General features: G+C 72.2%; 23 protein-coding genes. 17 read left to right on the top strand and 6 right to left on the bottom strand.

Annotated elements, in window-relative coordinates; all coding sequences use genetic code 11:
- Positions 1-82: 82 nt before the first annotated feature.
- The 3 genes from QUG93_RS13360 to QUG93_RS13350 are packed head-to-tail and all read left to right on the top strand — an operon-like array spanning position 83 to position 3,541.
- The gene (locus QUG93_RS13360) at positions 83-997 is read left to right on the top strand and encodes a bacteriorhodopsin (RefSeq protein WP_289474607.1); all 915 of its coding nucleotides are present in this window, start codon (positions 83-85) and stop codon (positions 995-997) included.
- A complete protein-coding gene (locus tag QUG93_RS13355) occupies positions 984-2,324 on the top strand; it encodes a lycopene cyclase family protein (protein WP_289474605.1) in 1,341 nt (446 codons plus the stop codon). Before QUG93_RS13360 ends, QUG93_RS13355 begins: the two co-directional genes overlap by 14 nt.
- Positions 2,321-3,541, top strand: coding sequence for a Brp/Blh family beta-carotene 15,15'-dioxygenase (locus QUG93_RS13350; RefSeq protein ID WP_289474604.1), 1,221 nt, complete (start codon positions 2,321-2,323; stop codon positions 3,539-3,541). The genes QUG93_RS13355 and QUG93_RS13350 overlap by 4 nt, the downstream gene beginning before the upstream one ends.
- Here QUG93_RS13350 and QUG93_RS13345 read toward each other — a convergent pair.
- From QUG93_RS13345 to QUG93_RS13335, 3 genes are all read right to left on the bottom strand, one after another.
- Entirely contained in the window at positions 3,528-4,511 is a 984-nt protein-coding gene (locus QUG93_RS13345; RefSeq protein WP_289474602.1) for a TerC family protein, read from the bottom strand. The two genes, QUG93_RS13350 and QUG93_RS13345, sit on opposite strands and share 14 nt — an antisense overlap.
- Before the next feature lie 67 nt (positions 4,512-4,578).
- On the bottom strand, positions 4,579-5,508 hold the full coding sequence (locus tag QUG93_RS13340; protein WP_289474601.1) for an NADP-dependent oxidoreductase: 930 nt from the start codon (positions 5,506-5,508) through the stop codon (positions 4,579-4,581).
- Between the two features lie 163 nt (positions 5,509-5,671).
- Positions 5,672-6,124, bottom strand: coding sequence for a MarR family winged helix-turn-helix transcriptional regulator (locus QUG93_RS13335; RefSeq protein ID WP_289474599.1), 453 nt, complete (start codon positions 6,122-6,124; stop codon positions 5,672-5,674).
- A 167-nt stretch (positions 6,125-6,291) separates the two neighbouring features.
- On the opposite strand from QUG93_RS13335, the gene QUG93_RS13330 reads away from it, so the two are divergent.
- The 7 genes from QUG93_RS13330 to QUG93_RS13300 all read left to right on the top strand — a co-directional run bounded on the left by QUG93_RS13330 (position 6,292) and on the right by QUG93_RS13300 (position 11,429).
- The gene (locus tag QUG93_RS13330) at positions 6,292-6,945 is read left to right on the top strand and encodes a COG1361 family protein (RefSeq protein ID WP_289474597.1); all 654 of its coding nucleotides are present in this window, start codon (positions 6,292-6,294) and stop codon (positions 6,943-6,945) included.
- A 268-nt stretch (positions 6,946-7,213) separates the two neighbouring features.
- Positions 7,214-8,095: a S26 family signal peptidase gene (locus QUG93_RS13325; protein ID WP_289474595.1), complete on the top strand. Its 882-nt coding sequence runs from the start codon at positions 7,214-7,216 to the stop codon at positions 8,093-8,095.
- Complete coding sequence (locus tag QUG93_RS13320) at positions 8,092-8,940, top strand: LamG domain-containing protein (RefSeq protein ID WP_289474594.1); 849 nt, start codon at positions 8,092-8,094, stop codon at positions 8,938-8,940. The genes QUG93_RS13325 and QUG93_RS13320 overlap by 4 nt, the downstream gene beginning before the upstream one ends.
- A gap of 198 nt (positions 8,941-9,138) precedes the next feature.
- Positions 9,139-9,576, top strand: a complete 438-nt coding sequence (locus QUG93_RS13315; protein ID WP_289474592.1) for an ester cyclase — start codon at positions 9,139-9,141, stop codon at positions 9,574-9,576.
- Between the two features lie 80 nt (positions 9,577-9,656).
- Positions 9,657-10,325, top strand: coding sequence for a copper resistance CopC family protein (locus QUG93_RS13310; protein WP_289474590.1), 669 nt, complete (start codon positions 9,657-9,659; stop codon positions 10,323-10,325).
- A 71-nt stretch (positions 10,326-10,396) separates the two neighbouring features.
- The gene (locus tag QUG93_RS13305) at positions 10,397-11,020 is read left to right on the top strand and encodes an NUDIX hydrolase (RefSeq protein WP_289474629.1); all 624 of its coding nucleotides are present in this window, start codon (positions 10,397-10,399) and stop codon (positions 11,018-11,020) included.
- 22 nt (positions 11,021-11,042) lie between these two features.
- Positions 11,043-11,429: a DUF1304 domain-containing protein gene (locus QUG93_RS13300; RefSeq protein ID WP_289474588.1), complete on the top strand. Its 387-nt coding sequence runs from the start codon at positions 11,043-11,045 to the stop codon at positions 11,427-11,429.
- Here the strand turns inward: QUG93_RS13300 and QUG93_RS13295 are convergent.
- The gene (locus tag QUG93_RS13295) at positions 11,426-11,827 is read right to left on the bottom strand and encodes an arsenate reductase ArsC (RefSeq protein ID WP_289474586.1); all 402 of its coding nucleotides are present in this window, start codon (positions 11,825-11,827) and stop codon (positions 11,426-11,428) included. The genes QUG93_RS13300 and QUG93_RS13295 overlap by 4 nt on opposite strands.
- 143 nt (positions 11,828-11,970) lie before the next feature.
- On the bottom strand, positions 11,971-12,771 hold the full coding sequence (locus QUG93_RS13290; protein WP_289474584.1) for a DNA-formamidopyrimidine glycosylase family protein: 801 nt from the start codon (positions 12,769-12,771) through the stop codon (positions 11,971-11,973).
- A gap of 91 nt (positions 12,772-12,862) precedes the next feature.
- On the opposite strand from QUG93_RS13290, the gene QUG93_RS13285 reads away from it, so the two are divergent.
- The 6 genes from QUG93_RS13285 (at position 12,863) to QUG93_RS13260 (ending at position 20,478) form a co-directional block, all read left to right on the top strand.
- Positions 12,863-13,909, top strand: coding sequence for a LacI family DNA-binding transcriptional regulator (locus QUG93_RS13285; protein WP_289474582.1), 1,047 nt, complete (start codon positions 12,863-12,865; stop codon positions 13,907-13,909).
- A 199-nt stretch (positions 13,910-14,108) separates the two neighbouring features.
- Entirely contained in the window at positions 14,109-15,374 is a 1,266-nt protein-coding gene (locus QUG93_RS13280) for an ABC transporter substrate-binding protein (RefSeq protein ID WP_289474581.1), read from the top strand.
- Between the two features lie 145 nt (positions 15,375-15,519).
- Positions 15,520-16,473, top strand: a complete 954-nt coding sequence (locus QUG93_RS13275) for a carbohydrate ABC transporter permease (protein ID WP_126891084.1) — start codon at positions 15,520-15,522, stop codon at positions 16,471-16,473.
- Positions 16,470-17,342, top strand: a complete 873-nt coding sequence (locus QUG93_RS13270; protein ID WP_289474579.1) for a carbohydrate ABC transporter permease — start codon at positions 16,470-16,472, stop codon at positions 17,340-17,342. The genes QUG93_RS13275 and QUG93_RS13270 overlap by 4 nt, the downstream gene beginning before the upstream one ends.
- Before the next feature lie 68 nt (positions 17,343-17,410).
- On the top strand, positions 17,411-18,670 hold the full coding sequence (locus QUG93_RS13265; RefSeq protein WP_289474578.1) for a family 1 glycosylhydrolase: 1,260 nt from the start codon (positions 17,411-17,413) through the stop codon (positions 18,668-18,670).
- 134 nt (positions 18,671-18,804) lie between these two features.
- A complete protein-coding gene (locus QUG93_RS13260) occupies positions 18,805-20,478 on the top strand; it encodes a CBM35 domain-containing protein (RefSeq protein ID WP_289474577.1) in 1,674 nt (557 codons plus the stop codon).
- A gap of 151 nt (positions 20,479-20,629) precedes the next feature.
- On the opposite strand, the gene QUG93_RS13255 is transcribed toward QUG93_RS13260, so the two are convergent.
- Complete coding sequence (locus QUG93_RS13255) at positions 20,630-21,019, bottom strand: MerR family transcriptional regulator (protein ID WP_289474576.1); 390 nt, start codon at positions 21,017-21,019, stop codon at positions 20,630-20,632.
- Positions 21,020-21,112: 93 nt separating this feature from the next.
- On the opposite strand from QUG93_RS13255, the gene QUG93_RS13250 reads away from it, so the two are divergent.
- Positions 21,113-21,814: an SDR family oxidoreductase gene (locus QUG93_RS13250; RefSeq protein ID WP_289474575.1), complete on the top strand. Its 702-nt coding sequence runs from the start codon at positions 21,113-21,115 to the stop codon at positions 21,812-21,814.
- The last annotated feature ends 120 nt before the right edge of the window (positions 21,815-21,934 follow it).

The following is a 21,934-nucleotide window of genomic DNA, read 5'->3' as shown; positions in this document are numbered from 1 at the left end:
GGAACCGGACGGTTGCCCAGGAGCAAGTTTCTCTGGTCGGCGACGAACCGTCACCACCACCACGACCCCGGAAGGACCCTCAATGTCGGACGCACTCGCTCCGTGGAACGCGACGCTCACGCTCGCGGAGCACTCGATCATCGTCTACGCGCTCTCCGTCGCCGGACTCGCGCTCTTCGCGTTCTTCGTGAAGTCGCTCGTCTCGACGAACGAGGTCACCGGTCGGTACCGGACCGGCGTCTACGCCGGGATGGCGATCACCGGCATCGCGTTCCTGTCCTACGTGCTCCTGGTCGTCGAGTTCGCGCTGGGCTACGAGCGCAAGGGCGACTCGTGGGTCCCGAACGCGAACGCGATCCTGACGTGGGCGCCCCGCTACTTCGACTGGACCGTCACCGTGCCGCTGCTCGTGATCGAGCTCCTCGCCGTCGCCACCCTCGCCGGTGCCGCAGCCCGTCGACTCCGCGCCGTCGGCATCGCCGCCGCGTTCCTGATGATCAGCACCGGCTTCATCGGCGGCGTCGTGATCGACTCCGGCACGAACGAGGGTGCCCTCTGGCTCTGGGGCGTCATCTCCGGCGTCTTCATGGTCGTCCTCTACGTCCTCGTGATCTACGTCGTCGTCAAGGGCGGGCGCGACCTGCGGGGCACCGAGGCCGCCGCCACGCTCCGCAACGCCGGCATCCTGCTCATCGTCACGTGGATGGCCTACCCGATCGTCTTCGGTCTGCAGGGCTGGGGCCACGGTGGCGCCGTCATCACCTGGATGCAGGTCGTGCTCTCCGCCGCGGACATCGTCGCGAAGGTCGGCTTCGGCTCGATGATCCACAAGATCGCGAAGCTCCGCTCCGCCGAGGACGTCCGCACCGGTGTGGACACGCTCCCGGAGGCCCTCTGGATCTCGTCCGAGAAGCTGTCGGACGGCGTGCTCCCCGGGCACGAGGCCGCCGCCGGCACCGCCGTGTCCGGCCGCGGTGAGCGTCGTGTCCGTCGCTGACCTCGACACGTCGACACCGGGGGCCGGAGCGCGCGTCGCTCCGGCCCCCGGTCCCGTCAGTGCGCTGCCGACGCACGTCGACATCGCGGTGGTCGGCGGCGGGTGCGCCGGTCTCGCGACGGCGGTCCGGCTCGCCACCGCGCCCGGGACACCGTCGGTGCTGGTGCTCGAGGGTCGCTCGACGCCGGACCCGCGGTCGTGGTGCTCGTGGGACGACGGCAGCGACCCACTGCCCGAGGCGCGCTCGGCGTCGTGGGACCGGTGGGAGGTCCGGACCGACGGCGGCACGAGCACCGGATCCGATCCGGAGCACCCGTACGTGCTGGTCCGGGCGGCGGACCGGCTGGCCGCGGCGACGCGCCGTGCCGAGGCGGGCGGGTCCGTGCGCCTCGTCGACGGCGCTCCGGTCGCGATCGTCCGGGACGCACGGGAAGGGCAGGACCGGCGAGACGCACGCAACGGGCGCGACGGGCGGAACGCACGGGACGGGCAGGGCGCGATCGTGCACACCGCGCTCGGTCCCGTCCACGCCGACCGCGTCCTCGATGCCAGGGGCCCGCGCTGCCCGGAGCACGTCGAGCCCGGACGGGTGCTGCTGCACCAGCGGTTCGTCGGCCGGTGGATCGCCACGGAGCGCCCGGTGTTCGACACGACGACGGCCACGCTGATGGACTTCGGTGGGCAGCGGCCGGACGGCCCGGTGCGGTTCGTCTACGTCCTGCCGGTCTCCCCCACGAGTGCGCTGGTCGAGAGCACGCTGTTCACCCCGGACCCGGCGGACCCGTTCGACCACGAGGAGCACGTCACCCGGTACGTCGGCGATCGGTGGGGGCTGCGACCGGACGAGTGGCGGGTGGTCGACGAGGAGCGCGGCTGCATCCCGATGACGGACGCACCGGTGCAGCGCGATGCGCGATGGGCCGCGACCGACGTCGTCGCGGGGACGACGCGTCCGAGCAGCGGCTACGGCTTCGCGCGGACGAACCGGCACAGTGCGGCCGTCGCTCGTCACCTCGTCGACGGCACACCCGTCCCGGCGTTCGTCGACGGGCCGCGCACACGGTTCCTCGACGCGGTGTTCCTCCGGTTCCTGCGGGACCGGCCCGAGCAGGCCGCGGAGGCGTTCGGTCGCCTGTTCGCGCTGCCCGGACCGCTCGTGGTGCGGTTCATGTCGGAACGGTCGACCCTGCTGGACGACCTGCGGATCGTGCTGGCGCTGCAGAAGCGCCCGTTCCTCGCCGCGCTCGGCCGGACCCTGGCCGACGCGGTGGTCCGCGGCCGGAGCTGGGTCCGCCGGGTCCACCCGGTCCGTGGGGACCGGCCGTGACGGCGCTCGACCGGGCAGCGGCAACCGGCGCGACGGCGTCGGTGTCGACCGGCACCGCCGCTGCTGCACCGGCGACTGCTGCTGCGCCGGCGACTGCTGTTGCGCCGGCTGCTGCGCCGACCGCCGCCGTGCCGACCACCGCGGTGCCGCCCGCGCTGCGGACCTGGGTCGCCGACCGGGTGCTGGCGCCCGTCACCGCGGTCCTCGCCGCCGTCGCCCTGGCCTGCGCAGTGCTGGACCTCGCGGGGGTGACCGTGTCCACGGCCGTCCAGCTCGTGCCCTTCGCGGTGAGCGTCCTGGTCTTCGGGCTGCCGCACGGTGCGCTCGACCACCTGGTCCCCGCCCGGCTGCGTCCGGGTACGAGCACGGTCCGGTCGGTCGTCGTGGTCGTCGTGCTCTACCTGGTGGTCGGGGCGGCCACGGCGGTCCTGTGGGCCGTCGCACCCCTGCTCGGCTTCGCGGTCTTCGTCGGGATCACCTGGTTCCACTGGGGCCAGGGGGACCTGTTCGTCGACCGGTTGCTCGGGGACGGCGTGCCCGGGCCGGTCGGCTCGGCGCTGACGGTCGCCCTCCGCGGCGCACTGCCGATGGTCGTCCCCTTCGTCGTGCAGCCCGGCGCGGCGGTGCAGGTGGTCGTCGACGCCGCGGCTGTCGTGGACGACGGGATCGCCCGGACGGTCCTCGTCGTGCCACCCGTGGTCCGCGTCGCCGGTGCTGCCCTGGTGGTGGTGCTCCTCGTGCTGCACGCGGTGGTCGTCGGGCGCTCGAGCGGACCGCGCTGGCGGCAGGTCTCCGAGGACGTCGTCCTGGTGCTGTTCTTCGCCGTCGTGCCGCCGGTCCTGGCGGTCGGGCTCTACTTCACGCTCTGGCACGCGGTGCGGCACATCCTGCGGCTCGAGCTGACGGACGCGACCAGCGCGGTCGAACTGCACCGGGGTCGGTTGCTCGCCCCGTTCCTGCGGTTCGTGCGGCAGGCGTGGCCGATCACCGCGATCGCCGTCGGGGTGCTCGTCGTGTTCGCACTGGCCGTCCGGCGCGCGGACCTCGGGGTCTACCTCGTCCTGATCGCCGCGCTCACGACCCCGCACACGGTGGTGGTCACCTGGATGGACCGGGTCCAACGCACCTGGGGCAGCGCCCCGCGCGGGCTCACTGCCCCGGAGACCGACCGCGACACCGTGCGCACGGTGACCGCCCGGACGGTCAGCGCTCGCTGACCGCCGTGTCGTGGCGCATCCGGACCAGGCTCGCGCCGGTCGCACCCGCCATCGCGACGAGGATCACCACGAGGGACACCCACGTCGGGATCTCGGGCGCCCACCCGAAGCCCTCGCCGCCGTTGAGGAACGGCAGCTCGTTCTCGTGCAGGGCGTGCAGCACGAGCTTCACGCCGATGAACGTCAAGATGAGCGCGATCCCGTACTTCAGGTAGACGAGCCGCTCGAGCAGGCCGCCGAGCAGGAAGTACAGCTGCCGCAGCCCCATCAGCGCGAAGACGTTCGCGGTGAAGACGATGAACGCGCTCTCGGTGATGCCGAAGATCGCCGGGATCGAGTCGAGCGCGAAGAGCAGGTCGGTGGTGCCGATCGCGATGAGGACGATGAGCAGCGGCGTGAAGTGCCGGGCCCCGTCGTGGGTGACGCGGAACTTCATGCCGTCGAACTCGTCCGTGATCCGGACCCGGCGGCGGAGCAGTCGCACCAGGGCACTGTCCTGCTGCTCCTCGGCGTCGTCCTCGCGGAGCTGCTGGATCGCGGTCCAGATGAGCCACGCCCCGAACAGGTAGAAGATCCAGGTGAAGTCCTCGATGAGCTGTGCGCCCACCAGGATGAAGATCCCGCGCAGGACCAGGGCGATGATGATGCCGAGCATCAGCACCTCCTGCTGGATCTGCTTCGGCACCGAGAACCGCGCCATGATGATGACGAAGACGAACAGGTTGTCGATGCTCAGGCTGTACTCCGTCAGCCAGCCCGCGACGAACTGGCCCGCGGCGTCGCCGCCGGCGAACACGAGCATGAGCACGGCGAACACGAGCGCCAACCCGACGTAGACACCCACCCACGCCCCCGACTCGCGAAGGGTCGGCACGTGCGGGCGCCGGGCGACGATGAGCAGGTCGACGAGCAGGATCGCGACGAGCGCGACGATCGAACCGACCTCGAAGACGACGGGGAGCTGGGGCATCGTTCCAGTCTGGGGCATGGCGGCGGGCAGCGGTCGCCCGCTGCCCGTCGAAGGCCACCCGACGCGCTCAGACCGTCACGACGACCTTCCCCGCGATCCGCCCCGCTTCGGCCTCGGCGTGCAGGGCCGGCAGCTCCTCGAGTGCGATCCGTCGACCGACCTCGACGGTGAGCTCACCGGCGTCGACCATCGCGACGAGTCGGGCCAGGCGCGCACGGTTCGGCAGGACGAACACCGTCGCGGCACGCACCCCGCGGTCCTCGTCCCCCGGGGTCGCCATGAAGGCGGTGGTGCTGACGACCGCGCCGCCGTCACGCACGAGGGCCACGAGCCCCTGGAACGCCTCGGGGTCGATCGGCGCGAGGTTGAGGAGCACGTCGACCTGCCCGTCCACGGCGTCGTGCAGGTCGGTGGTGGTGCGGTCGACGACCTGGTCGGCCCCGGCGGCGCGGACGGCGTCCGCACTGCGCGGGCTGGCGGTCGCGACCACGTGCACGCCGAGCCGCTTCGCGAGCTGCACCGCGTACTTCCCGACGACGCCGCCGGCACCGACGACGAGCAGGCGCTGTCCGGCCGTCAGGTGGCCGTCGTCGACGAGCGCCTGCCAGGCGGTCAGGGCGACCGACGGCAGCGCGGCCGCGTCCGTGAGCGCGATGCTCGACGGTGCTGCGACGAACGCCTCGGCCGGTGCGACGACGTACTCCGCCGCGCCGCCGTCGCGCTCCATCGGCAGGAAGCCGACCACCGGGTCGCCGACCGCGAGGTCCGTCACCCCGTCGCCGAGCGCGTCGACCGTGCCGGAGACGTCGTACCCGGGGACGTGCGGCAGCACGACCGGGATCGGCAGGAACCCGCCGCGCATGCCGCCGTCGGCCGCGTTGTACGCGGATGCGGCGACGCGCACCCGCACCTGCCCGGCGCCCGGCTCGGGACGCTCGACGTCCTCGACGCGCAGGACCTCGGGTCCGCCGACCTCGTGGAACCGTACTGCCTTCATGGTGTGCCCCTTCGTCTGGTGCTTCGAGTTCGAAGCAACTGGAGATGACGTTACACCTGCTTCGGATTCGAAGCAAGAGGGAGACCGCAGGAACAGGCGCAGGACGGACAGGAGGCGCGTGGCGGATCCGCCACGCGCCTCCCGTCCGTCCTGATCCGGCGTCCTACCCGCGCTCGCCGACGGCGTCGGCCGCCTGCTCGTACAGGCTCGTGGCGAGGGAGTTGAGCACCTGGTGGAGCTCGCCGCCGTGCGCGCCGTCGACGGCGCGCAGCATCGCGCCGTAGCGCGCGCGGTAGTCCTCGACCACGGCCTCGCCCGCGGGGAGCAGGCGCAGCAGCGAACCGCGGCGGTCCGACGGGTTGGGTGCCCGCTCGACCAGGCCGGCGCTCGTCATCCGGTCGACCATGTTCGTCACGGCGCCGGAGGTCAGGCCGAGGTACCCGGCGACCTCGGTCGGGGTCGAGTACCCGGTGTCGCTCACGAGCACGAGCGCACGCAGGGCGTTCTCGTGGATGCCGGCACGGGTGCTGAGCTGGCTGACCAGGCTCGTGTTCGCGCGGACGACCGCGGCGAACGCGGCCATCAGGTCGGCGTCGTCATCGGTGGTGGGGGCCACGGCACCTGCTCTCGGTCGAAGGGGGGACACGGGGCGCCCCCCGCTCTGGGGTAAGTATACGAGTGGTCAATTTGGTGAAGGACTGACTATCTTGATCATTGAAGCAAGTCGGCCCGAACCTCTTGCTCCCAGGCTTCCAGAACACCCACCGAACGAAGAGGTACACCGTGTCCACCAAGCTCCGCACCTCCGCGCTGAAGCGGATCCGTTTCGCCCCCGTGGCGCTCCTCGCCGGCATCTTCGCGGCCGTCCTGCTCTCGCTGTCCCTGACCGGCACCCTCTCCGGGTTCGCCGCGAGCATCACGAACAACGCCAACTCGGCCGCCACCGGCACCCTCGTCATGCAGGAGCAGAACGCCGGCGCGACGGTCACCTGTCTCAGCACCGACGGTGGCTCGGTCTCGACCAACGCCGCGACGTGCTCGACGATCAACAAGTTCGGCGGCAGCACCACGATGACCCCGGGCAACACGGTCAACACCGCGATCTCGATCAAGAACACCGGCACGGCCAACGCCGCCACCTTCACGCTGACCCCGGGTGCGACCTGCACGCAGTCGGCCAACGGCACGCAGAACGGCACCGCGACGGACCTCTGCGCCAAGATGAACCTCGTCATCACCTCGGGCTCGACCACCGTCTTCAGCGGCACCCTCGCCAGCTTCAAGGGCGCGGCGGCCTCGGCCTTCACGATGCCCCAGGCGCCGGCCGCCGGTGCGAGCGTCCCGTTCAACTTCGCGGTCACCCTCGACCCGTCGGCGGGCAACACCTACCAGGGCCTCGCGGCCTCCGTCCCGATGACCTGGACCTTCACGGCCTGATCCGCGGACCCCGCTGCGGCGGGCCGACCTGATCCCGGCCCGCCGGACCCATCCCCACCACCTCCACTCCCCCAGACCGACGCCCCCCGACCGGCCTCCCCCCTTCCGGCCGGGTGACGTCACCCCGGCGGCGCTCGGACGACCCCCCACGTCCGAGCGTCGCCCCCCTCCCACGCAGCACCCGCACCAGCGCAGGACCGAGCCGGACCCGACCGGCACCCGCACCACCCACCGTCCCCCGGGGCGGCCGACCCCACCGGAGCAGCACATGAGCCAGACCGCAGCGATCCCGCTCAGCGGCACGCTCGACCGGCCGCTCCTGCGCGGACGGGCAACGAGCCGCTCCGAGACCGTCCTCGCCTGGACCGTCGCCGCGGTCGCCGCCGTCCTGCTGACCGCCGCAGTGCTCTTCCTCTCCGCCGGCGGCCGCTGGTTCGTCGTCGAGACCCCCTCGATGGGACAGGCCGCCCCGGTCGGCACCCTCGTGCTCGACATGCCCGTGGACGTCGCCACGCTCCACGTCGGCGACGTGGTCTCGTTCTCGACCGAGGCGAACCCCGGTGTCGTCTACACGCACCGCATCATCGGCATCGACGCCGAGGGCCTGCACACCCGCGGCGACATCAACGGCGCCACCGACCCGTGGACCCTGACCCAGCAGGACGTCATCGGCAGCCCGGTGCTGCTCGTCCCGCACCTGGGCTGGCTGTTCCGCGCCGCGCCGATCCTGCTCATCGGCACCCTGCTCATCTGGACGCTGACCAGCGCCTTCACCGACCGGGTCACCCGCACCTGCCTCCGCATCGCCGGCGGCGCCCTGACCACGTCGTACGCCGCCTTCGTGCTCAAGCCCTTCGTCAACGTCACCACGATCACGAACACCTCGAGCCCCCACGGCGTCCAGGCGACGATCGTCTCGTCCGGGGTCTTCCCCGTCCGCGTCGACGCCCACGGCGGCAACACCGTCCACCTGGTGGACGGGCAGGTCGGTCGGGTCGTCATCCACGAGCTCACGAAGAACGGGCACTACCAGCTGACCTCGAACATCGACCTCGACCCGGTCGGCTGGGCCGCCCTGATCGCCGTCTGCCTCGTGCCGCTCGTGCTCTGCCTCGCCGTCGGCCGCGTCGAACCGGTGCGTGCGTCGTGATCGTCCGCCTGCGTGACGGCCGCGTCGTCGCCGCCCTGCTCGTCGTCGCCCTCGCCGTCGTCGTCCTGCTCAACCAGTTCGCGCCGACCCGCTCCGCCTACAGCGCGACCGTGACGAACTCGGTGGACACCGCCGCGACCGCGCCGTACTTCACGTGCGCAGCGGCAGCGCAGGCCGACGCCTCCGGGGCGCTGTTCGAGTACGACCTCGACGAGCCGTCCGGCTCCCGCACGGCGCCGGACTCCTCCGGCAGGGGCAACGCGGGCACCTACCAGGGCACGATGACCGCGACCGCCAACCCGGGCACCTGCACGCGCGACGGCGGGACCGCGTACACGCTCAACGGCACGAACAGCTTCGTCTCCACGCCCCGCTCGTACGCCAACCCGACCACCTTCAGCGAGGAGGTCTGGTTCCGCACCAGCGTCGCGGGTGGGCTGCTCATCGGCTTCGGCAGCAACCAGGTGCAGACCTCCGGGCAGCACGACCGACAGATCTACATCAACACCTCAGGGCAGCTCGTGTTCGGCTCGTACAACGGCACCACGCAGGTGATCACCTCGCCGAAGGCGGTCACCGACGGCGCCTGGCACCACGTCGTGTCGACGATGTCACCGACGAACGGCATGCGCCTGTACCTGGACGGCACGCTCGTCGCCTCGAACTCCGCCTTCAGGGCGCCCGAGAACTACACCGGCTACTTCCGCGTCGGCTACGACACGATCAGCGGGTGGCCCGGTGCCCCGTCCCGGGAGTACTTCACCGGGTCGATGCGCTTCGCCGCCGTGTACTCCACGGAGCTCTCCGCAACGCAGGTCGCGAACCACGCCGCCGCCGGGCGCTGACCCCCCGGACGGGACGCCCCGACGGGACGGGGTGCACCGATGAGACGGACGGGAGGCGCGTGGCGGGGCCGCCACGCGCCTCCCGTCCGTCGTCGCCTGCCGTTCGCAGACCGGACAGCTGTCCCTCGGACGTCCCGGTGACCCCCTGGTGGTCCGCGTAGTCAGGACGCTCACCGTCCGACAGATGGAGGAACACCGATGACCAAGGACGCGAACACCGCCACGCAGGAGACGCTGGGCGGCATCCTCGAGGCCCGCGACTGGAGCCGCATGGGCGAGGCCTGGCACGAGGACGTCGTGGACCACGACCCGGCACCCGGACAGGCTCCGGGACTGGCGGGGATCGTCGACTTCTGGGAGGAGTTCACGACGGCGTTCCCGGACGTCACGCTCGAGGCGGACCCGCTCGTCGTCACCGACGACTTCATCACCGCCGTCTTCACCATCCACGGCACCCACACCGGGCCGTTCCAGGGGCACGAGCCCACCGGACGCTCGTTCACCGTCCGCGGCATCCAGGTGTCGAAGTTCGTTGACGGCAAGATCGCGGAGCGCTGGGGCTCGACGGACCAGAAGGGCATCGAGGAGCAGCTGCAGCTCGGCTCGTCCGACGTGCGGTTCGTCAGCGAGGGCTGATCCCGGGACGGTCGTGCGGACGCCCCGGTACGCTCGGGGCGTCCGGCCACCGCCGGGTCAGCCGCCGTCGAAAGGCACCCGTGCGTCTCCGAGCCCTCCTCGCCACCGTCGTCGTCGCAGCGCTCGCACCGGTCGTGCTCCTCGCCGCGCCGGCGTCCGCGCACGACGTCCTGGTGTCGTCCGACCCCGCCGCCGACGCGTCCGTCCCCGGCGACGTCGACCGGGTCACCCTGACGCTGTCGGAGCCGCCGCTGTCCGGGCTGCAGACCGGCATCGTGATCAGTGTCACCGACGCCGGCGGCGCCGAGCGCAGCACCGGCGACGTCCGGATCGACGGGAACACCATCGCGAAGGACGTCGACCTGGCCGCCGCCGGCAGCTACCGGGTGCAGTGGCGCAGCGTGTCGGTCGACGGGCACCCGATCTCCGGCGAGTACCGGTTCACCTCGACGGGCGCGACCGCGGCCGCACCGACCACGAGCGCGAGCCCGGACCCCGCCGTGACCAGCGCTCCGACTCCCACGGCGACGGCGGCCGCTGCTCCGGAGGCCTCGGACGAGGCGACCGCCGCCGCTGCCACCCCGGTGGACCACAGCCACCACACCGTCCTGCTGCTGATCGTCGCGCTGGTCATCGTGGGGTTCGCAGCGGTCGTCGGCATCCGAGCCCTGCGGGACCGCCGCAACGGTGTGCCGGCTGACGGCGCCGAGGTCGACGGCAGCGCGGACGAGCACGGTCCGGACCGGTGACCCGCGCGGAGGACGCCCGGTCGGCGCTGGCCGCGGTCGTCGGCCCCGGCGCCGCGCCGCTCGTCCCCGCGATGCCGACGACGGCGGACCCCCGGGCAGCCGCGGTGCTCATGCTCTTCGGCGTCCTCGACCGCAGCCCGAGCGACCGGCCTGCGGCGGCCGACGCCGTGCACCGCGATCTCGACGTCCTGCTGCTCGCCCGTGCCTCGACCCTCCGGTCGCACCCGGGCGAGATCGCCTTCCCCGGCGGTCGCATCGACCCCGGTGACCACGACGCCCCGGCCGCCGCCCTGCGCGAGGCCCGCGAGGAGACCGGACTCGACCCGTCCGGCGTGGAGGTGCTGGGCACCCTGCCCGCCGTCCCGCTCGCGCACTCGAACCACCTGGTGCGACCCGTGCTCGGCTGGTGGCGGGACCCGACGCCCGTGCGGGTCGTCGACGAGCGCGAGTCCGCTGCGGTCTTCCGGACGCCCGTCGCCGACCTGCTCGACCCCGCCAACCGGGGCGTCACAGTGCTTCGTCGTGGCGGCCAGGAGTGGCGTGGCCCCGCGTTCACGGTACGGTCTGAGCAGGGCGTGCACACGCTCTGGGGGTTCACGGCGATGCTCCTCGACGCGCTCTTCGACCGGCTCGGCTGGACGGAGCCGTGGGACGGGGCGCGCGAGCTGCCCCTGCCCGCCGCGCGCCGTCGCTGACCCGGGGCCGTAGGGTCGGCGCATGACCGTCGTCGCCCTGGTGCTCGCCGCCCTCGCCGCGCTGCTGCACGTGTACATCTTCGTGCTCGAGTCGGTCCTCTGGACGACCGCGCGGGCCCGGAACACCTTCGGGACCTCGGAACAGGAGGCCGCCGTGACGAAGCAGCTCGCCTACAACCAGGGCTTCTACAACCTGTTCCTCGCGGTGCTCGTGCTGGTCGGCATCGTCGTGGTCGTCTCGGGCGCGAACGCCGTCGGCCTCACCCTCGTCATCGCCGGCACCGCGAGCATGCTCGGGGCGGCGCTGGTGCTCGTCACGAGCGACGCCACGAAGCGTCGGGCCGCCACGACGCAGGGAGCGCTGCCGCTCCTCGCCCTGGTGGTGCTCGGGATCGCGGCGATCGCCTAGACCAGGTCGGCGAGCAGGCCCTCGACCCGCGCGCGGACCTCGTCGCGCACCGGACGGACCTGCTCGATCGGCAGGCCCGCCGGGTCGGTGAGTGCCCAGTCCTCGTAGCGCTTGCCGGGGAAGACCGGGCACGCGTCGCCGCAGCCCATCGTCACGACGACGTCGGCCTGCCGCACCGCATCGGTGGTCAGGACGGCCGGCTGCTCCCCGGCGATGTCGATGCCCTCCTCCGCCATGGCCTGCACGGCGATGGCGTTGATGCGGTCGGCGGGCTCGGACCCTGCCGAGAACACGTCGACGCGGTCTCCGGCCAGGTGACGGAGCCACCCGGCCGCCATCTGCGAGCGACCGGCGTTGTGGACGCACACGAACAGGACGGCGGGCTTCTGGTCGGGCACGGGTTCCTCCGGGATCGGGTGGCGGGCAGGGTCATCCTGCCCCATGCGGGTGAACGGCCGGAGCGGCGGACGGGAGGCGCGGGGCGGGCCGGCACCGGGCCTCCCGTCCGTTCCGTGGACAGCCCGGACCGGTCGCTGGCTGATCAGGCCGCCTCGGGCTGACAGCGGGGGCACCACCACACCCGGCGGGGCGGGGAACCGATCACCTCGACGTCGTCACGTGCGCGGACCCGCGTGCCGCACCGCAGGCACGGCCGTCCGGCGCGGCCGACGACCCAGTGGCGCTCGCCGCGGCGGAGGACCCCCGTCGTCACCTGGTAGGCGTCCGGCACGGTCGCCGAGTGACGCAGCATGCGCTGGGCCGTGTCGAGCAGGGTCTCGACGTCGACCGTGCCGACCGGCCGGTCCGGGTGCAGCCCGCGCACGTAGCCGAGCTCGTTCGCCCACAGGTTGCCGAGCCCGGCGACCCGGCGCTGGTCGAGCAGGACCGTCCTGACGGGCACGTCCGGGTCGACCGTGCACCGGCGGAGGGCTTCGTCGCGGTCGAAGTCGACGTGGAGCAGGTCGGGGCCGAGGTGGCCGACGGCACGGTGCTCGTCGCGGGTGGGGAGCAGCTCGACCACGGGCAGGGCGAGCCCCCAGACGGTGCGGCCGTCGTCGAGGGCCATGCGGACCCGGGCCTCGCGTGCGGCGTGCACCGGCAGGCGCCTGCCGGGGCCGGTGACGGTCCACGAGCCGGTCATGCGCATGTGGGTGTGCAGGGTCGTGCCGTCGTCGAAGCGGGTGAGCAGGTGCTTGCCGTGGGTGGCGTGCCCGACGATGCGGCGACCGGTCAGCGCGGTGCCGGCGTCCGGGCCCCCGCGGAGCTCCCCGTGCCGGACCAGGGTGCCGTCCGTGGCGCGCAGCCGTGCCGCCAGGCGGTGGACGGAGTCACCCTCGGGCATGTCGTCACGGTAGGTGGGGCCACCGACAGCGCGGTCGGGTGCGGTAGCGTCCTGCCGAACGCAGTCCACACCGCCGGGAGGGAGCGCGCCCATGGCAGAGGGACACCGCTCGCCGCCGACGATGAGCGACGTCGCCGCGGTCGCCGGCGTCTCCAAGAAGACCGTGTCGAACGTGCTCGCCGGGTACGAGCACGTGTCCGCGCGGACGCACGAGCGGGTCATGGCCGCCGTCGAGCAGCTCGGCTACGAGCTCAACGTCTCGGCGCGGAACTTCCGCTCCGGGCGCTCGCGGGTGCTCGGGCTCGCGGTGCCCGAGCTGCGCCAGGCGTACTTCGCCGAGCTCGCCGACTCCGTCATCCGGGCGGCCGGGGCAGTCGGGTACACCGTGCTCATCGAGCAGACCACCAGCGGCGAGCGGGAACCGGACGCCATCACCCGGATGCGCGAGCACTCGATCGACGGCATCATCTACAGCCCGCTCGCGGTCCGGCCGGGGGACGCTCCGGCCCTCGACGTGAAGTTCCCCCTCGTCGTGCTCGGGGAACCGGTCGAGCACAGCGACGCGACCTTCATCACGATGTCGAACGCCGACGCGTTCCGGGACGCCACCGAACACCTGATCGGTGGCGGTCGACGGTCGATCGCCTTCGTCGGGGCCGACCCCGAGGGGCCCGTCCGCACCGCGTCGGAGCGCCTGCACGGCTACCGGGCCGCGTTGCGCGCGCACGGGCTGCCCTTCCGGCCGGAGCTCGTCGTGCCGACGCCGCTGTGGCACCGGGCCGACGGCGCGGCGGCGGCCGAGCGGCTGCTCGGGGCACCGTTCGCCGTCGACGCCCTGGTGTGCTGCAACGACGCGCTGGCACTCGGGGCGATGAGCGCGCTGCAGCTGGCGGGCCGTCCGGTGCCGGCGGAGGTCGCGGTGGTCGGGTTCGACGACATCGAGGAGTCGACGTACGCCACCCCCGCGCTGACGACGGTGTCCGCCGACCTGGACCGGGTGGCGACGACGGCGGTGGAGATGCTCGTCGGTCAGCTCGAGCGGGGCGAGGCGGCGGTCCCCGGGGTCGTGCGGTCACCGCACCGACTGGTGGTGCGGGCCTCATCGGGGGTCGAGGCCGAGGTGCCCGCTCGGCCGTAGTGCGCGGGTGGCGGTCGGCGGCAGCGTCGCCCCGATCGGCACGAGGCACGCCGGACGTCGCGAGCCCCGGCGTGACCGGACGATCGCGCGGAGGGGCTTGACGACCCTGCGACCAGGGCGCTACCTTCCATTTACACCGGTGTAAATCCGGAACCCGAGAGTCCCCACACCGACGTGGCGGACGGATGGCAGGTATTCGATGAAGAAGCACATCGCAGTCGTCGCGCTCGCTGCAGCCGCGGCAGTCGCCCTGGCCGGGTGCGCCGGCTCCCCCGGTTCCTCGTCCTCCGACGCCCACGTCGACCTGACGTTCTGGCACGGCTACACGGAGGCCGACGGCAAGGTCCTCGACCAGATCGTCAAGGACTTCAACGCGTCGCAGACCAAGGTCACCATCACCACCCAGACCAAGACGTGGGCGGTCATCGACGACACCATGCTCCCGGCCCTCTCCGCGAAGAAGGGCCCCGACCTCGTCGCGATGACGTCGGACCGCCTGCCGGTGTACGCGCAGAAGAAGGCCCTGGTCGACCTCGACGACTTCTACGACCAGTCCTCGAGCAACACCGCGCAGCTCAAGGACCAGGCGGTCGCGATGGAGACCGTCGACGGCAAGCGCTACGGCGTCCCGAGCGGCTTCGTCCCGCTCTCCGTCATCTACAACAAGAAGCTCTTCGCCGAAGCCGGCATCGACGCGTTCCCGACCACCTGGGACGAGTGGGTCGCCGATGCGGAGAAGCTGACGAAGGACACGAACGGCGACGGCACCCCGGAGCAGTACGGGCTCGTGCTGCCCGACCACCAGACGGTCGGCAACGGGATATGGCCGAGCCTGTTCGCGGGCAACGGCGGCTCGATCACGAACGAGGCGGGCACGAAGTCGACCATCGATTCCGCTGCGAACCGCGAGACGCTCGAGTACTGGACCAAGGCCGTGACCGAAGACGGGATCTCCCCCACGGGTGTCGACGGCATCGCGGCGGACAAGCTGTTCACCGCGGGCAAGACCGCCATGGAGATCGGCGGGCCGTGGATGGCCAGCGTCGCCGAGGGTGCGGGCATCGACTACGGCATCGCCGCGATCCCGGCCGGTCCGAAGGCGCAGACCGCTTCGGCGATCGGGATCTCGCTCGGCGTCACCGCGCAGACCGACGACACCGAGCGCCGTGCGGCGGAGCAGTTCCTCGCCTACTTCAACGAGAAGAGCGTCGCGACGAAGTGGGCGCTCGGCTCCGGCTGGCCGCCCCTGCGCACCGACGTCACCGCGAGCGACGTCGACCAGAACCCGACCGTCGCGACCCTGACGGGGCTGCCCGGCACGACGATCCCGCTGCTGCCCGGTGTGGTGAACAGCGCCGACGTGCTGACCGCCGTCGACACCGCCACCCAGAAGGCGCTCGCCGGCGGCGACCCCGCCGAGCTGCTCGAGTCCGCGGACGCCAGCGTCCGCTCGGCGCTCCGATGAGACCGGCGGACGGGGACCTGCGCTCCCCGTCCGCCTCCTTCCCGGGCGGGGACCTGCGCTCCCCGCCCGGTCCCTCCGGGCGGGACCTGCGCTCCCCGCCCGGCTCCTTCCGCTCCGCCAGCACCGCCCCCACCAGGGAGACCCCATGACCACCCAGCAGCTCGGCCGCCGCCCGCGCTACCGTCCGCCCGCTCAGCTCGGCGGCCGCACCCCCGTCGGTGGCACCTTCCGCCGACGCGCGACGATCGTGGGCTTCCTCGCCCCGGCGATCGTGGTCATGGGCGCCTTCGTCCTCTGGCCGATGGTGTCCGCACTCCGCCTGTCGTTCACCGACGCGAGCGGCTTCGGCGACCCGTCGTGGGTCGGGCTCGCGAACTACACGCGGGTGTTCACCGACCCCGACGTGCTGCGCTCGATCGGCAACACGGCGCTCTACTCGGTGCTGTTCACCCCGGTCGCGATCGCCGTCGCACTGGTGCTCGCCCTCGTCCTGAACCACCCGGCGCTGCCCTTCCGCGGGTTCTTCCGCTCGGCGCTCTTCCTGCCGTTCATCGTGTCGCTCGCGGTCGCCGCCTTCGCGTGGTCGTACCTGCTCGACCCGCAGATCGGCCTGCTGAACCACTGGCTGCAGGTGGTCGGCATCCGGCTCGGCAACGTGCTGCAGGACCCGACCCTCGCGATGCCGACGGTCGTGCTCGTCGCGGTGTGGAAGAACTTCGGCTTCTACATGGTGATCTTCCTCGCCGGCCTGCAGGAGATCCCGACGAGCCTGTACGAGGCGGCACAGCTGGACGGCGCGAACGCTCCGAAGCGCTTCGCCCACGTCACCTGGCCGATGCTCAGCAACACGATGGCGTTCGTCGTCATCGTCGCGCTCATCGCCGCCCTGCAGGCGTTCGACCAGATCTACGTGCTCACCGGCGGCGGTCCGTACCGCTCGACCGAGACGATCGTCATGCAGGTCTACCAGTCCGGCTTCAAGGACCTGGACATCGGGTTCGCGAGTGCCCTGGCCTACGTGCTGCTCATCGCCACGCTGCTGCTGAGCCTCGTCCAGTTCCTGTTCTTCGGCAAGCGCGGGGAGGACACCGCATCATGACCGCCCTGCCCCGCCCCGCCGTGCTCGCCACCCGCCGCACCGCAGCCCGGAAGCCCCTGCCCCTGCGCTGGCTCGGGTTCGCCGCGGTGCTCGTGGTCACGCTCGCCGTGCTGCTGCCCGTGCTCATCATCGTGTTCACGGCGTTCAAGCCCGCGAGCGAGGTGAACGCCTACCCACCGACCCTGTTCCCGCACACGTGGACGCTCGACAACTTCCGCGCGATCTTCACGCAGCTGCCGTTCGCCCGGCTCATCGGCAACAGCTTCGTGTTCGCCGGCGGGGTCACGGTGTTCGCGCTCGCGTTCGACGCCCTGGCCGCCTACGCCCTGGCGCGGCTCGACTTCCGCGGCAGCAGGGTCCTGCTCATCGTGATCATCGCGAGCCTGATGATCCCGTTCCAGGCGACCCTGATCCCGATCTACCAGCTCGTCTCCGACCTCGGGTGGGTGAACACCTTCGCGGGCCTCATCGCACCACGGGCCGCCGACGCGTTCGGGATCTTCTTCCTCCGGCAGTTCTTCGTCGCGCTCCCCCGCGACCTCGACAACGCCGCACGCATCGACGGCGCGTCGGAGTGGCGGATCTTCCGGAGCATCATCCTGCCGAACGCCGTCCCCGCACTGCTCACGCTCGGCATCTTCACGTTCGTGAACAACTGGAACGACCTGCTCTGGCCGCTCGTGTTCACGACCGACCAGGACATGGGGACGATCACCTCCGGCCTGACCCTGCTGACCGGCCCCGGCGGCATCATCCCGCAGGGCGTGATGATGGCCGGCGCGCTCATCGCCGTGCTCCCCCTCGCCGTGATGTTCCTGCTCGTCCAGCGTCGCTTCATCGAGAGCGTCGCGAGCACGGGGCTCAAGTGACCGCCCCGGTCGCACCCGACTCGCGGACGGCCGGCACCCCGACCGTCCCGACCACGAAACGAGACACCATGCACTGGTCCGACGACGGCCGCCTGCACTTCGCCCTCGGCATCGAGGACACCTTCGTCCCGCAGGCCCGACCAGGCGAACGCGCGATCGACGAGTACGAGCTGACCGACCACTACCGGCGCTACGCGTCCGACCTCGGGCTCGCCGTCGACGTCGGCGCCGAGCTCCTCCGCTGGGGCGTCCCGTGGTACCGCGTCTGCCCCGAGCCGGGCGTCTGGGACTGGTCCTGGGTCGACCGCGTGATGGCGCGCTTCCGCGAGACCGGGCTCACCCCGGTCGTCGACCTGCTGCACTACGGCACGCCGCTGTGGCTCGACGGACAGTTCGCGAACCCCGACTACCCCGTGCACGTCACCGAGTACGCGGCACGCTTCGCGGCCCGGTACGGCGACGTCGCCACCGACTACACGCCGGTCAACGAGCCCGTGATCCACGCGCTCTTCACCGGTGAGTACGGGTACTGGCCCCCGTACCTGACCGGCGCGGCGGGCTCCGCGCGGATGGCGACGGCCCTCGCCACGGGGTTCGTGTCGACGCAGCACGCGATCGCCCGGGAGCTCGGCGACGCCGCCCGCTTCGTGCACGTCGAGGCCGGCATCCGCTACGTCGGCGACGTCGACGCCCCGGAGCACCGGGACACCGTGGCGCGGTTGCGGGACCAGGCCTTCCTCGTCGAGGACCTGGTCACCGGGGGCGTCGACGCGGACCACCCGCTGGCCGCCGGGCTCCTCGCGCACGGCACGACGCCCGCGCAGCTCGACTGGTTCCGCGAGCACGCCGTCCGCCCGGACGTGATGGGCGTCAACTACTACCCGCTGCACTCCACCGAGGTCTTCGAGCGAGGTGTCCACCACGGCGGGGGCTTCGCCGACCCGAGGCCGTACCGGGACACCGGCACCGAGGGCCTGCGCGACGTCCTGACCACCTACGCCGAACGCTACGGCGCCCCGGTGATGCTCACCGAGACCTGCGTCACGGGCACCGTGGAGGAGCGCATCGCCTGGCTCGACGACTCGGTAGCGACGCTGCACGAGCTGCGGTCCGAGGGCCTGCCCGTCGTCGGCTACACCTGGTGGCCGCTCTTCGACATGTACGAGTGGACCTGGCGGCACACCGAGGCGCCCCGGTCCGAGCACCTGCTGACCATGGGGCTCTACGACCTGGTCGAGGACGGTGCCGGCGGTCTCGACCGCCGCCGCAACCCCGTCGCGGACGCCTTCGCGCGGCACGCGCGGTCCGCCGCCGCGATCGCGGCCTGACACGTGCCCGCGGCCGGTCCGCGGACACCGGTCGCGACCCGAGGGCGACCGACACCGGACGGGAGGCCCGTGGCGGCCCCGCACCGCGCCTCCCGTCCGACCACCAGCACCACCACACCACCGATCGGAGACCCATGTCCCTCCGCACCGGCGCCCTCCGGGCGCCCCGACGAGCGCACGCGCTCGTCCTCGCCGCAGCCGCCACGGCTGCCGCGCTCCTGGTCGGCGTCGTCGGGCCCGCGCCCGCCGAGGCCGTCACGACGGGCAACGGTGCCCTCGTGTACTCCCCCGCCGCCGGCACGTCCTTCAACCCCGAGGGCGGCCGCGCAGCCGGCACCACCTACGCCAAGATGGTCGTCCTGAAGAACAGCGGCTCGGCGAACGGGCAGCAGTTCGTCACGTTCGACCAGCTCGTGCTCGAGAACGGCGTGCAGGTCTACCCGATCTACCGCTCGACGAACGACGGCACCTCGTGGTCCCGGGTCGCCACCGTGACGCCGAGCAAGCAGTTCCCGTCGCTCACGCGCACCGCGCAGCCGTCGCTCTACGAGACGCCGATCCAGCTCGGCACGATGCCCGCCGGCACGCTGCTGCTGAGCGGCATGATCATGCCGACGGACCGGTCGAGCAGCCGGCTCGTCATGTACAAGAGCCTCGACCACGGGCTGACCTGGTCCTTCGTCAGCACCGTCGACACCGGCGGCCCCGCGACGTACGACCCGAGCCCGACGTCGACCACCTCGACCGTGTGGGAGCCGTCCGTCGCCGTCGACGCGAACGGCGGACTCGTGACGTACTTCTCCGACGAGCGGCAGAAGGCGAAGGGCGTCCTGCAGGCCGTCAGCTACCGCCGCTCCACCGACGGCGGCGCGACCTGGGGCCCGCTCGTCAACGTCTCCGCGCCCACGAACAGGAGCGACCGACCGGGCATGATCACCGTGACGCGGATGCCGAACGGCAACTACATCGCCACGTTCGAGGTCGTGAACCGCCCGAGCCAGACGAACAACACCGCGCCGGTGTACTACAAGACCTCGCCCGACGGCCTGACCTGGAGCCCGGAGACGAGCATCGGCACGAAGCTCGCGTTCGCCGACGGACGCGGGCTCGGCTCCTCACCGGAGGTGCGGTGGATCCCCGAGGCCGGCAACCCGAACGGCATGGTGGTCGTGTCGTCGAAGTGGTCGGTCGACGCGTCGGGGAACATCGACGGTGGGCAGACCTTCGCCGTGAACCGGAACCAGGGATCCGGCGCGTGGGAGCAGCTGCCGTACGCCGTGACCTACGACGCCCGCGACACCGAGGGGGGCACGTTCTCGGGCTTCGCGCAGAGCTTCGACTCGAGTGCTGACGGGAAGACGCTGTACCAGGCGACGAACGTCGAGAACCTGTCGACCACGTACAACGACGTCCGCGTCGGGTCCGTCCCGATCAACGCGCTGCGGTACGAGGCCGAGTCCGCTACCCGCACCGACACGAGCACGGTCACGCAGGTGGACGCCGTCGGCGGGCAGAAGGTCGGCAACATCAACAACGCGACGAGCAGGGTGCAGTTCACCGTCCAGGTGCCGACCGCGGGCACGTACACGATGAACGTCCGGTACGACAACGGCACCGGCGCGACGAGCACGCACGCCGTCTCGGTGAACGGGGGGACGGCGTCCGCGGTGAGCTACGCGCCGACCGTGAACTGGGGCCGCTTCGGGTGGGCGCAGAAGAGCGTCACGCTGAACGCGGGGACGAACACGATCGCCTTCACGAAGGGGACCGGGTTCGCGGAGCTGGACCAGATCCAGCTGTACCGGTGAGGTCCCGGGAGGTGCGGTGACCGAGGGGGCCGCACCTCCCGGTCGTCGGGCCGGCCGGCGCGGCCGGTGGGACCAGCCGGTCGGCGCGGCCGGTCGTCGGGTCCGTCGGCGCGGCCGGTGCGCGATGGTCGTCGGGCCGGCCGCACCGCGGTCACGCCGCGGCGGCGGCCGGTTCGCGCAGGGCTGGGCAGTGCTCGGGCGTGGGGTGCTCGGAGATCGCGATGACCTCGTCCAGGCGGGCACGGGCGGCCTCGAGCTCGGCGAGCTGCGTGGTGATCCGGTCGCGCTCGGCGACCAGCAGCGCGAAGGACTCCGGCGTCGCCACCCCCGCGTCGACGCACGGCAGCAGCTGCACGATGGTCCGGCTCGGGAGGCCGGCGGCGAAGAGCTGCTGCACGAGCCGCACCCGCTCGACGGACGCGTCCGCGTAGGAGCGCTGGCCGCCGGCGGTCCGCTCCGCCGCGAGCAGCCCCTGCTCCTCGTAGTACCGCAGCGAGCGGACACTCGCCCCGGTCGCCGCCGCGAGGTCACCGATCCGCATGTCGTCTCCGATCCGCACTTGCACCTGACACTGATGTCAGGTCCTACCGTAGCCGAGCCGCAGCGGGAGACGCCCGCTCGGCAGGAGGTCACCATGGACATCGCCGGATCCGTCGCACTCGTCACCGGGTCGAACCGCGGCATCGGTCGCCACTTCGTCACCCAGCTGCTCGAGCGGGGTGCCGCCAAGGTCTACGCGACGGCCCGCCGCCCCGAGCTCGTCGACGTCGAGGGCGTCGAGGTGCTGCCGCTCGACATCACGGACGAGGCATCCGTCGCGGCGGCGGCAGCGGCCGCACAGGACGTCACGCTGCTCGTCAACAACGCCGGGATCGCCGGGTCCGGCTCGCTCCTGCGCGACGACCTCGCCGACGCCCACCGGCTGCTCGACACCCACCTCTGGGGCACCCTGTCGATGCTGCGGGCGTTCGCACCGGTCATCGAGCGCAACGGCGGCGGGTCGGTCGTCAACGTCCTCTCCGCGCTCTCCTGGTTCGCGTTCCCGGGGTCGGGTGCGTACGGGGTGGCGAAGGCCGCAGAGTGGAACATGACGAACGCCGTGCGCCTCGAGCTCCGCGACGCCGGCATCGCGGTCCAGGGCCTGCACCTCGGCGCGGCCGACACCGACATGATGGCCGGCTACGAGGGCACGATGACGGACCCTGCCGACGTCGCGCGGGCGTCGCTCGACGGGGTCGAGCAGGGGCTCGCCGAGGTCGTGGTCGACGAGTGGAGCGCCATGGTCAAGGCCTCGCTCCAGCAGTCGCCGGACGTGCTCGCAGCGCAGCTCGGCTGAGCCCGGAGCGCTCGGGTCCGGAGCGCTCGGGTCCGGGGCGACGCGGGCTCGTCGGTGGAGCAGGAGACGTCGGGTGCCGCCGGGCGACTCGACGTCTCCTGCTCCACGAGGGCGGCGAGG

Origin of the sequence: Curtobacterium caseinilyticum, assembly GCF_030363035.1 — a bacterium.
Taxonomy (GTDB): Bacteria; Actinomycetota; Actinomycetes; order Actinomycetales; family Microbacteriaceae; genus Curtobacterium; species Curtobacterium caseinilyticum.
Note: the sequence above shows the minus strand (reverse complement) of the source record. Positions and strands in the feature narration are given on the sequence as shown.

Excerpts from the sequence above, each read along its gene's own strand:
- QUG93_RS13360 (WP_289474607.1), top strand. The coding sequence starts at position 83 with ATGTCGGACGCACTCGCTCCGTGGAACGCGACGCTCACGCTCGCGGAG.
- QUG93_RS13345 (WP_289474602.1), bottom strand. The coding sequence starts at position 4,511 with ATGCCCCAGCTCCCCGTCGTCTTCGAGGTCGGTTCGATCGTCGCGCTC.
- QUG93_RS13340 (WP_289474601.1), bottom strand. The coding sequence starts at position 5,508 with ATGAAGGCAGTACGGTTCCACGAGGTCGGCGGACCCGAGGTCCTGCGC.
- QUG93_RS13325 (WP_289474595.1), top strand. The coding sequence starts at position 7,214 with ATGAGCCAGACCGCAGCGATCCCGCTCAGCGGCACGCTCGACCGGCCG.
- QUG93_RS13315 (WP_289474592.1), top strand. The coding sequence starts at position 9,139 with ATGACCAAGGACGCGAACACCGCCACGCAGGAGACGCTGGGCGGCATC.
- QUG93_RS13305 (WP_289474629.1), top strand. The coding sequence starts at position 10,397 with ATGCCGACGACGGCGGACCCCCGGGCAGCCGCGGTGCTCATGCTCTTC.
- QUG93_RS13300 (WP_289474588.1), top strand. The coding sequence starts at position 11,043 with ATGACCGTCGTCGCCCTGGTGCTCGCCGCCCTCGCCGCGCTGCTGCAC.
- QUG93_RS13290 (WP_289474584.1), bottom strand. The coding sequence starts at position 12,771 with ATGCCCGAGGGTGACTCCGTCCACCGCCTGGCGGCACGGCTGCGCGCC.
- QUG93_RS13285 (WP_289474582.1), top strand. The coding sequence starts at position 12,863 with ATGGCAGAGGGACACCGCTCGCCGCCGACGATGAGCGACGTCGCCGCG.
- QUG93_RS13280 (WP_289474581.1), top strand. The coding sequence starts at position 14,109 with ATGAAGAAGCACATCGCAGTCGTCGCGCTCGCTGCAGCCGCGGCAGTC.
- QUG93_RS13275 (WP_126891084.1), top strand. The coding sequence starts at position 15,520 with ATGACCACCCAGCAGCTCGGCCGCCGCCCGCGCTACCGTCCGCCCGCT.
- QUG93_RS13270 (WP_289474579.1), top strand. The coding sequence starts at position 16,470 with ATGACCGCCCTGCCCCGCCCCGCCGTGCTCGCCACCCGCCGCACCGCA.
- QUG93_RS13265 (WP_289474578.1), top strand. The coding sequence starts at position 17,411 with ATGCACTGGTCCGACGACGGCCGCCTGCACTTCGCCCTCGGCATCGAG.
- QUG93_RS13260 (WP_289474577.1), top strand. The coding sequence starts at position 18,805 with ATGTCCCTCCGCACCGGCGCCCTCCGGGCGCCCCGACGAGCGCACGCG.
- QUG93_RS13255 (WP_289474576.1), bottom strand. The coding sequence starts at position 21,019 with ATGCGGATCGGTGACCTCGCGGCGGCGACCGGGGCGAGTGTCCGCTCG.
- QUG93_RS13250 (WP_289474575.1), top strand. The coding sequence starts at position 21,113 with ATGGACATCGCCGGATCCGTCGCACTCGTCACCGGGTCGAACCGCGGC.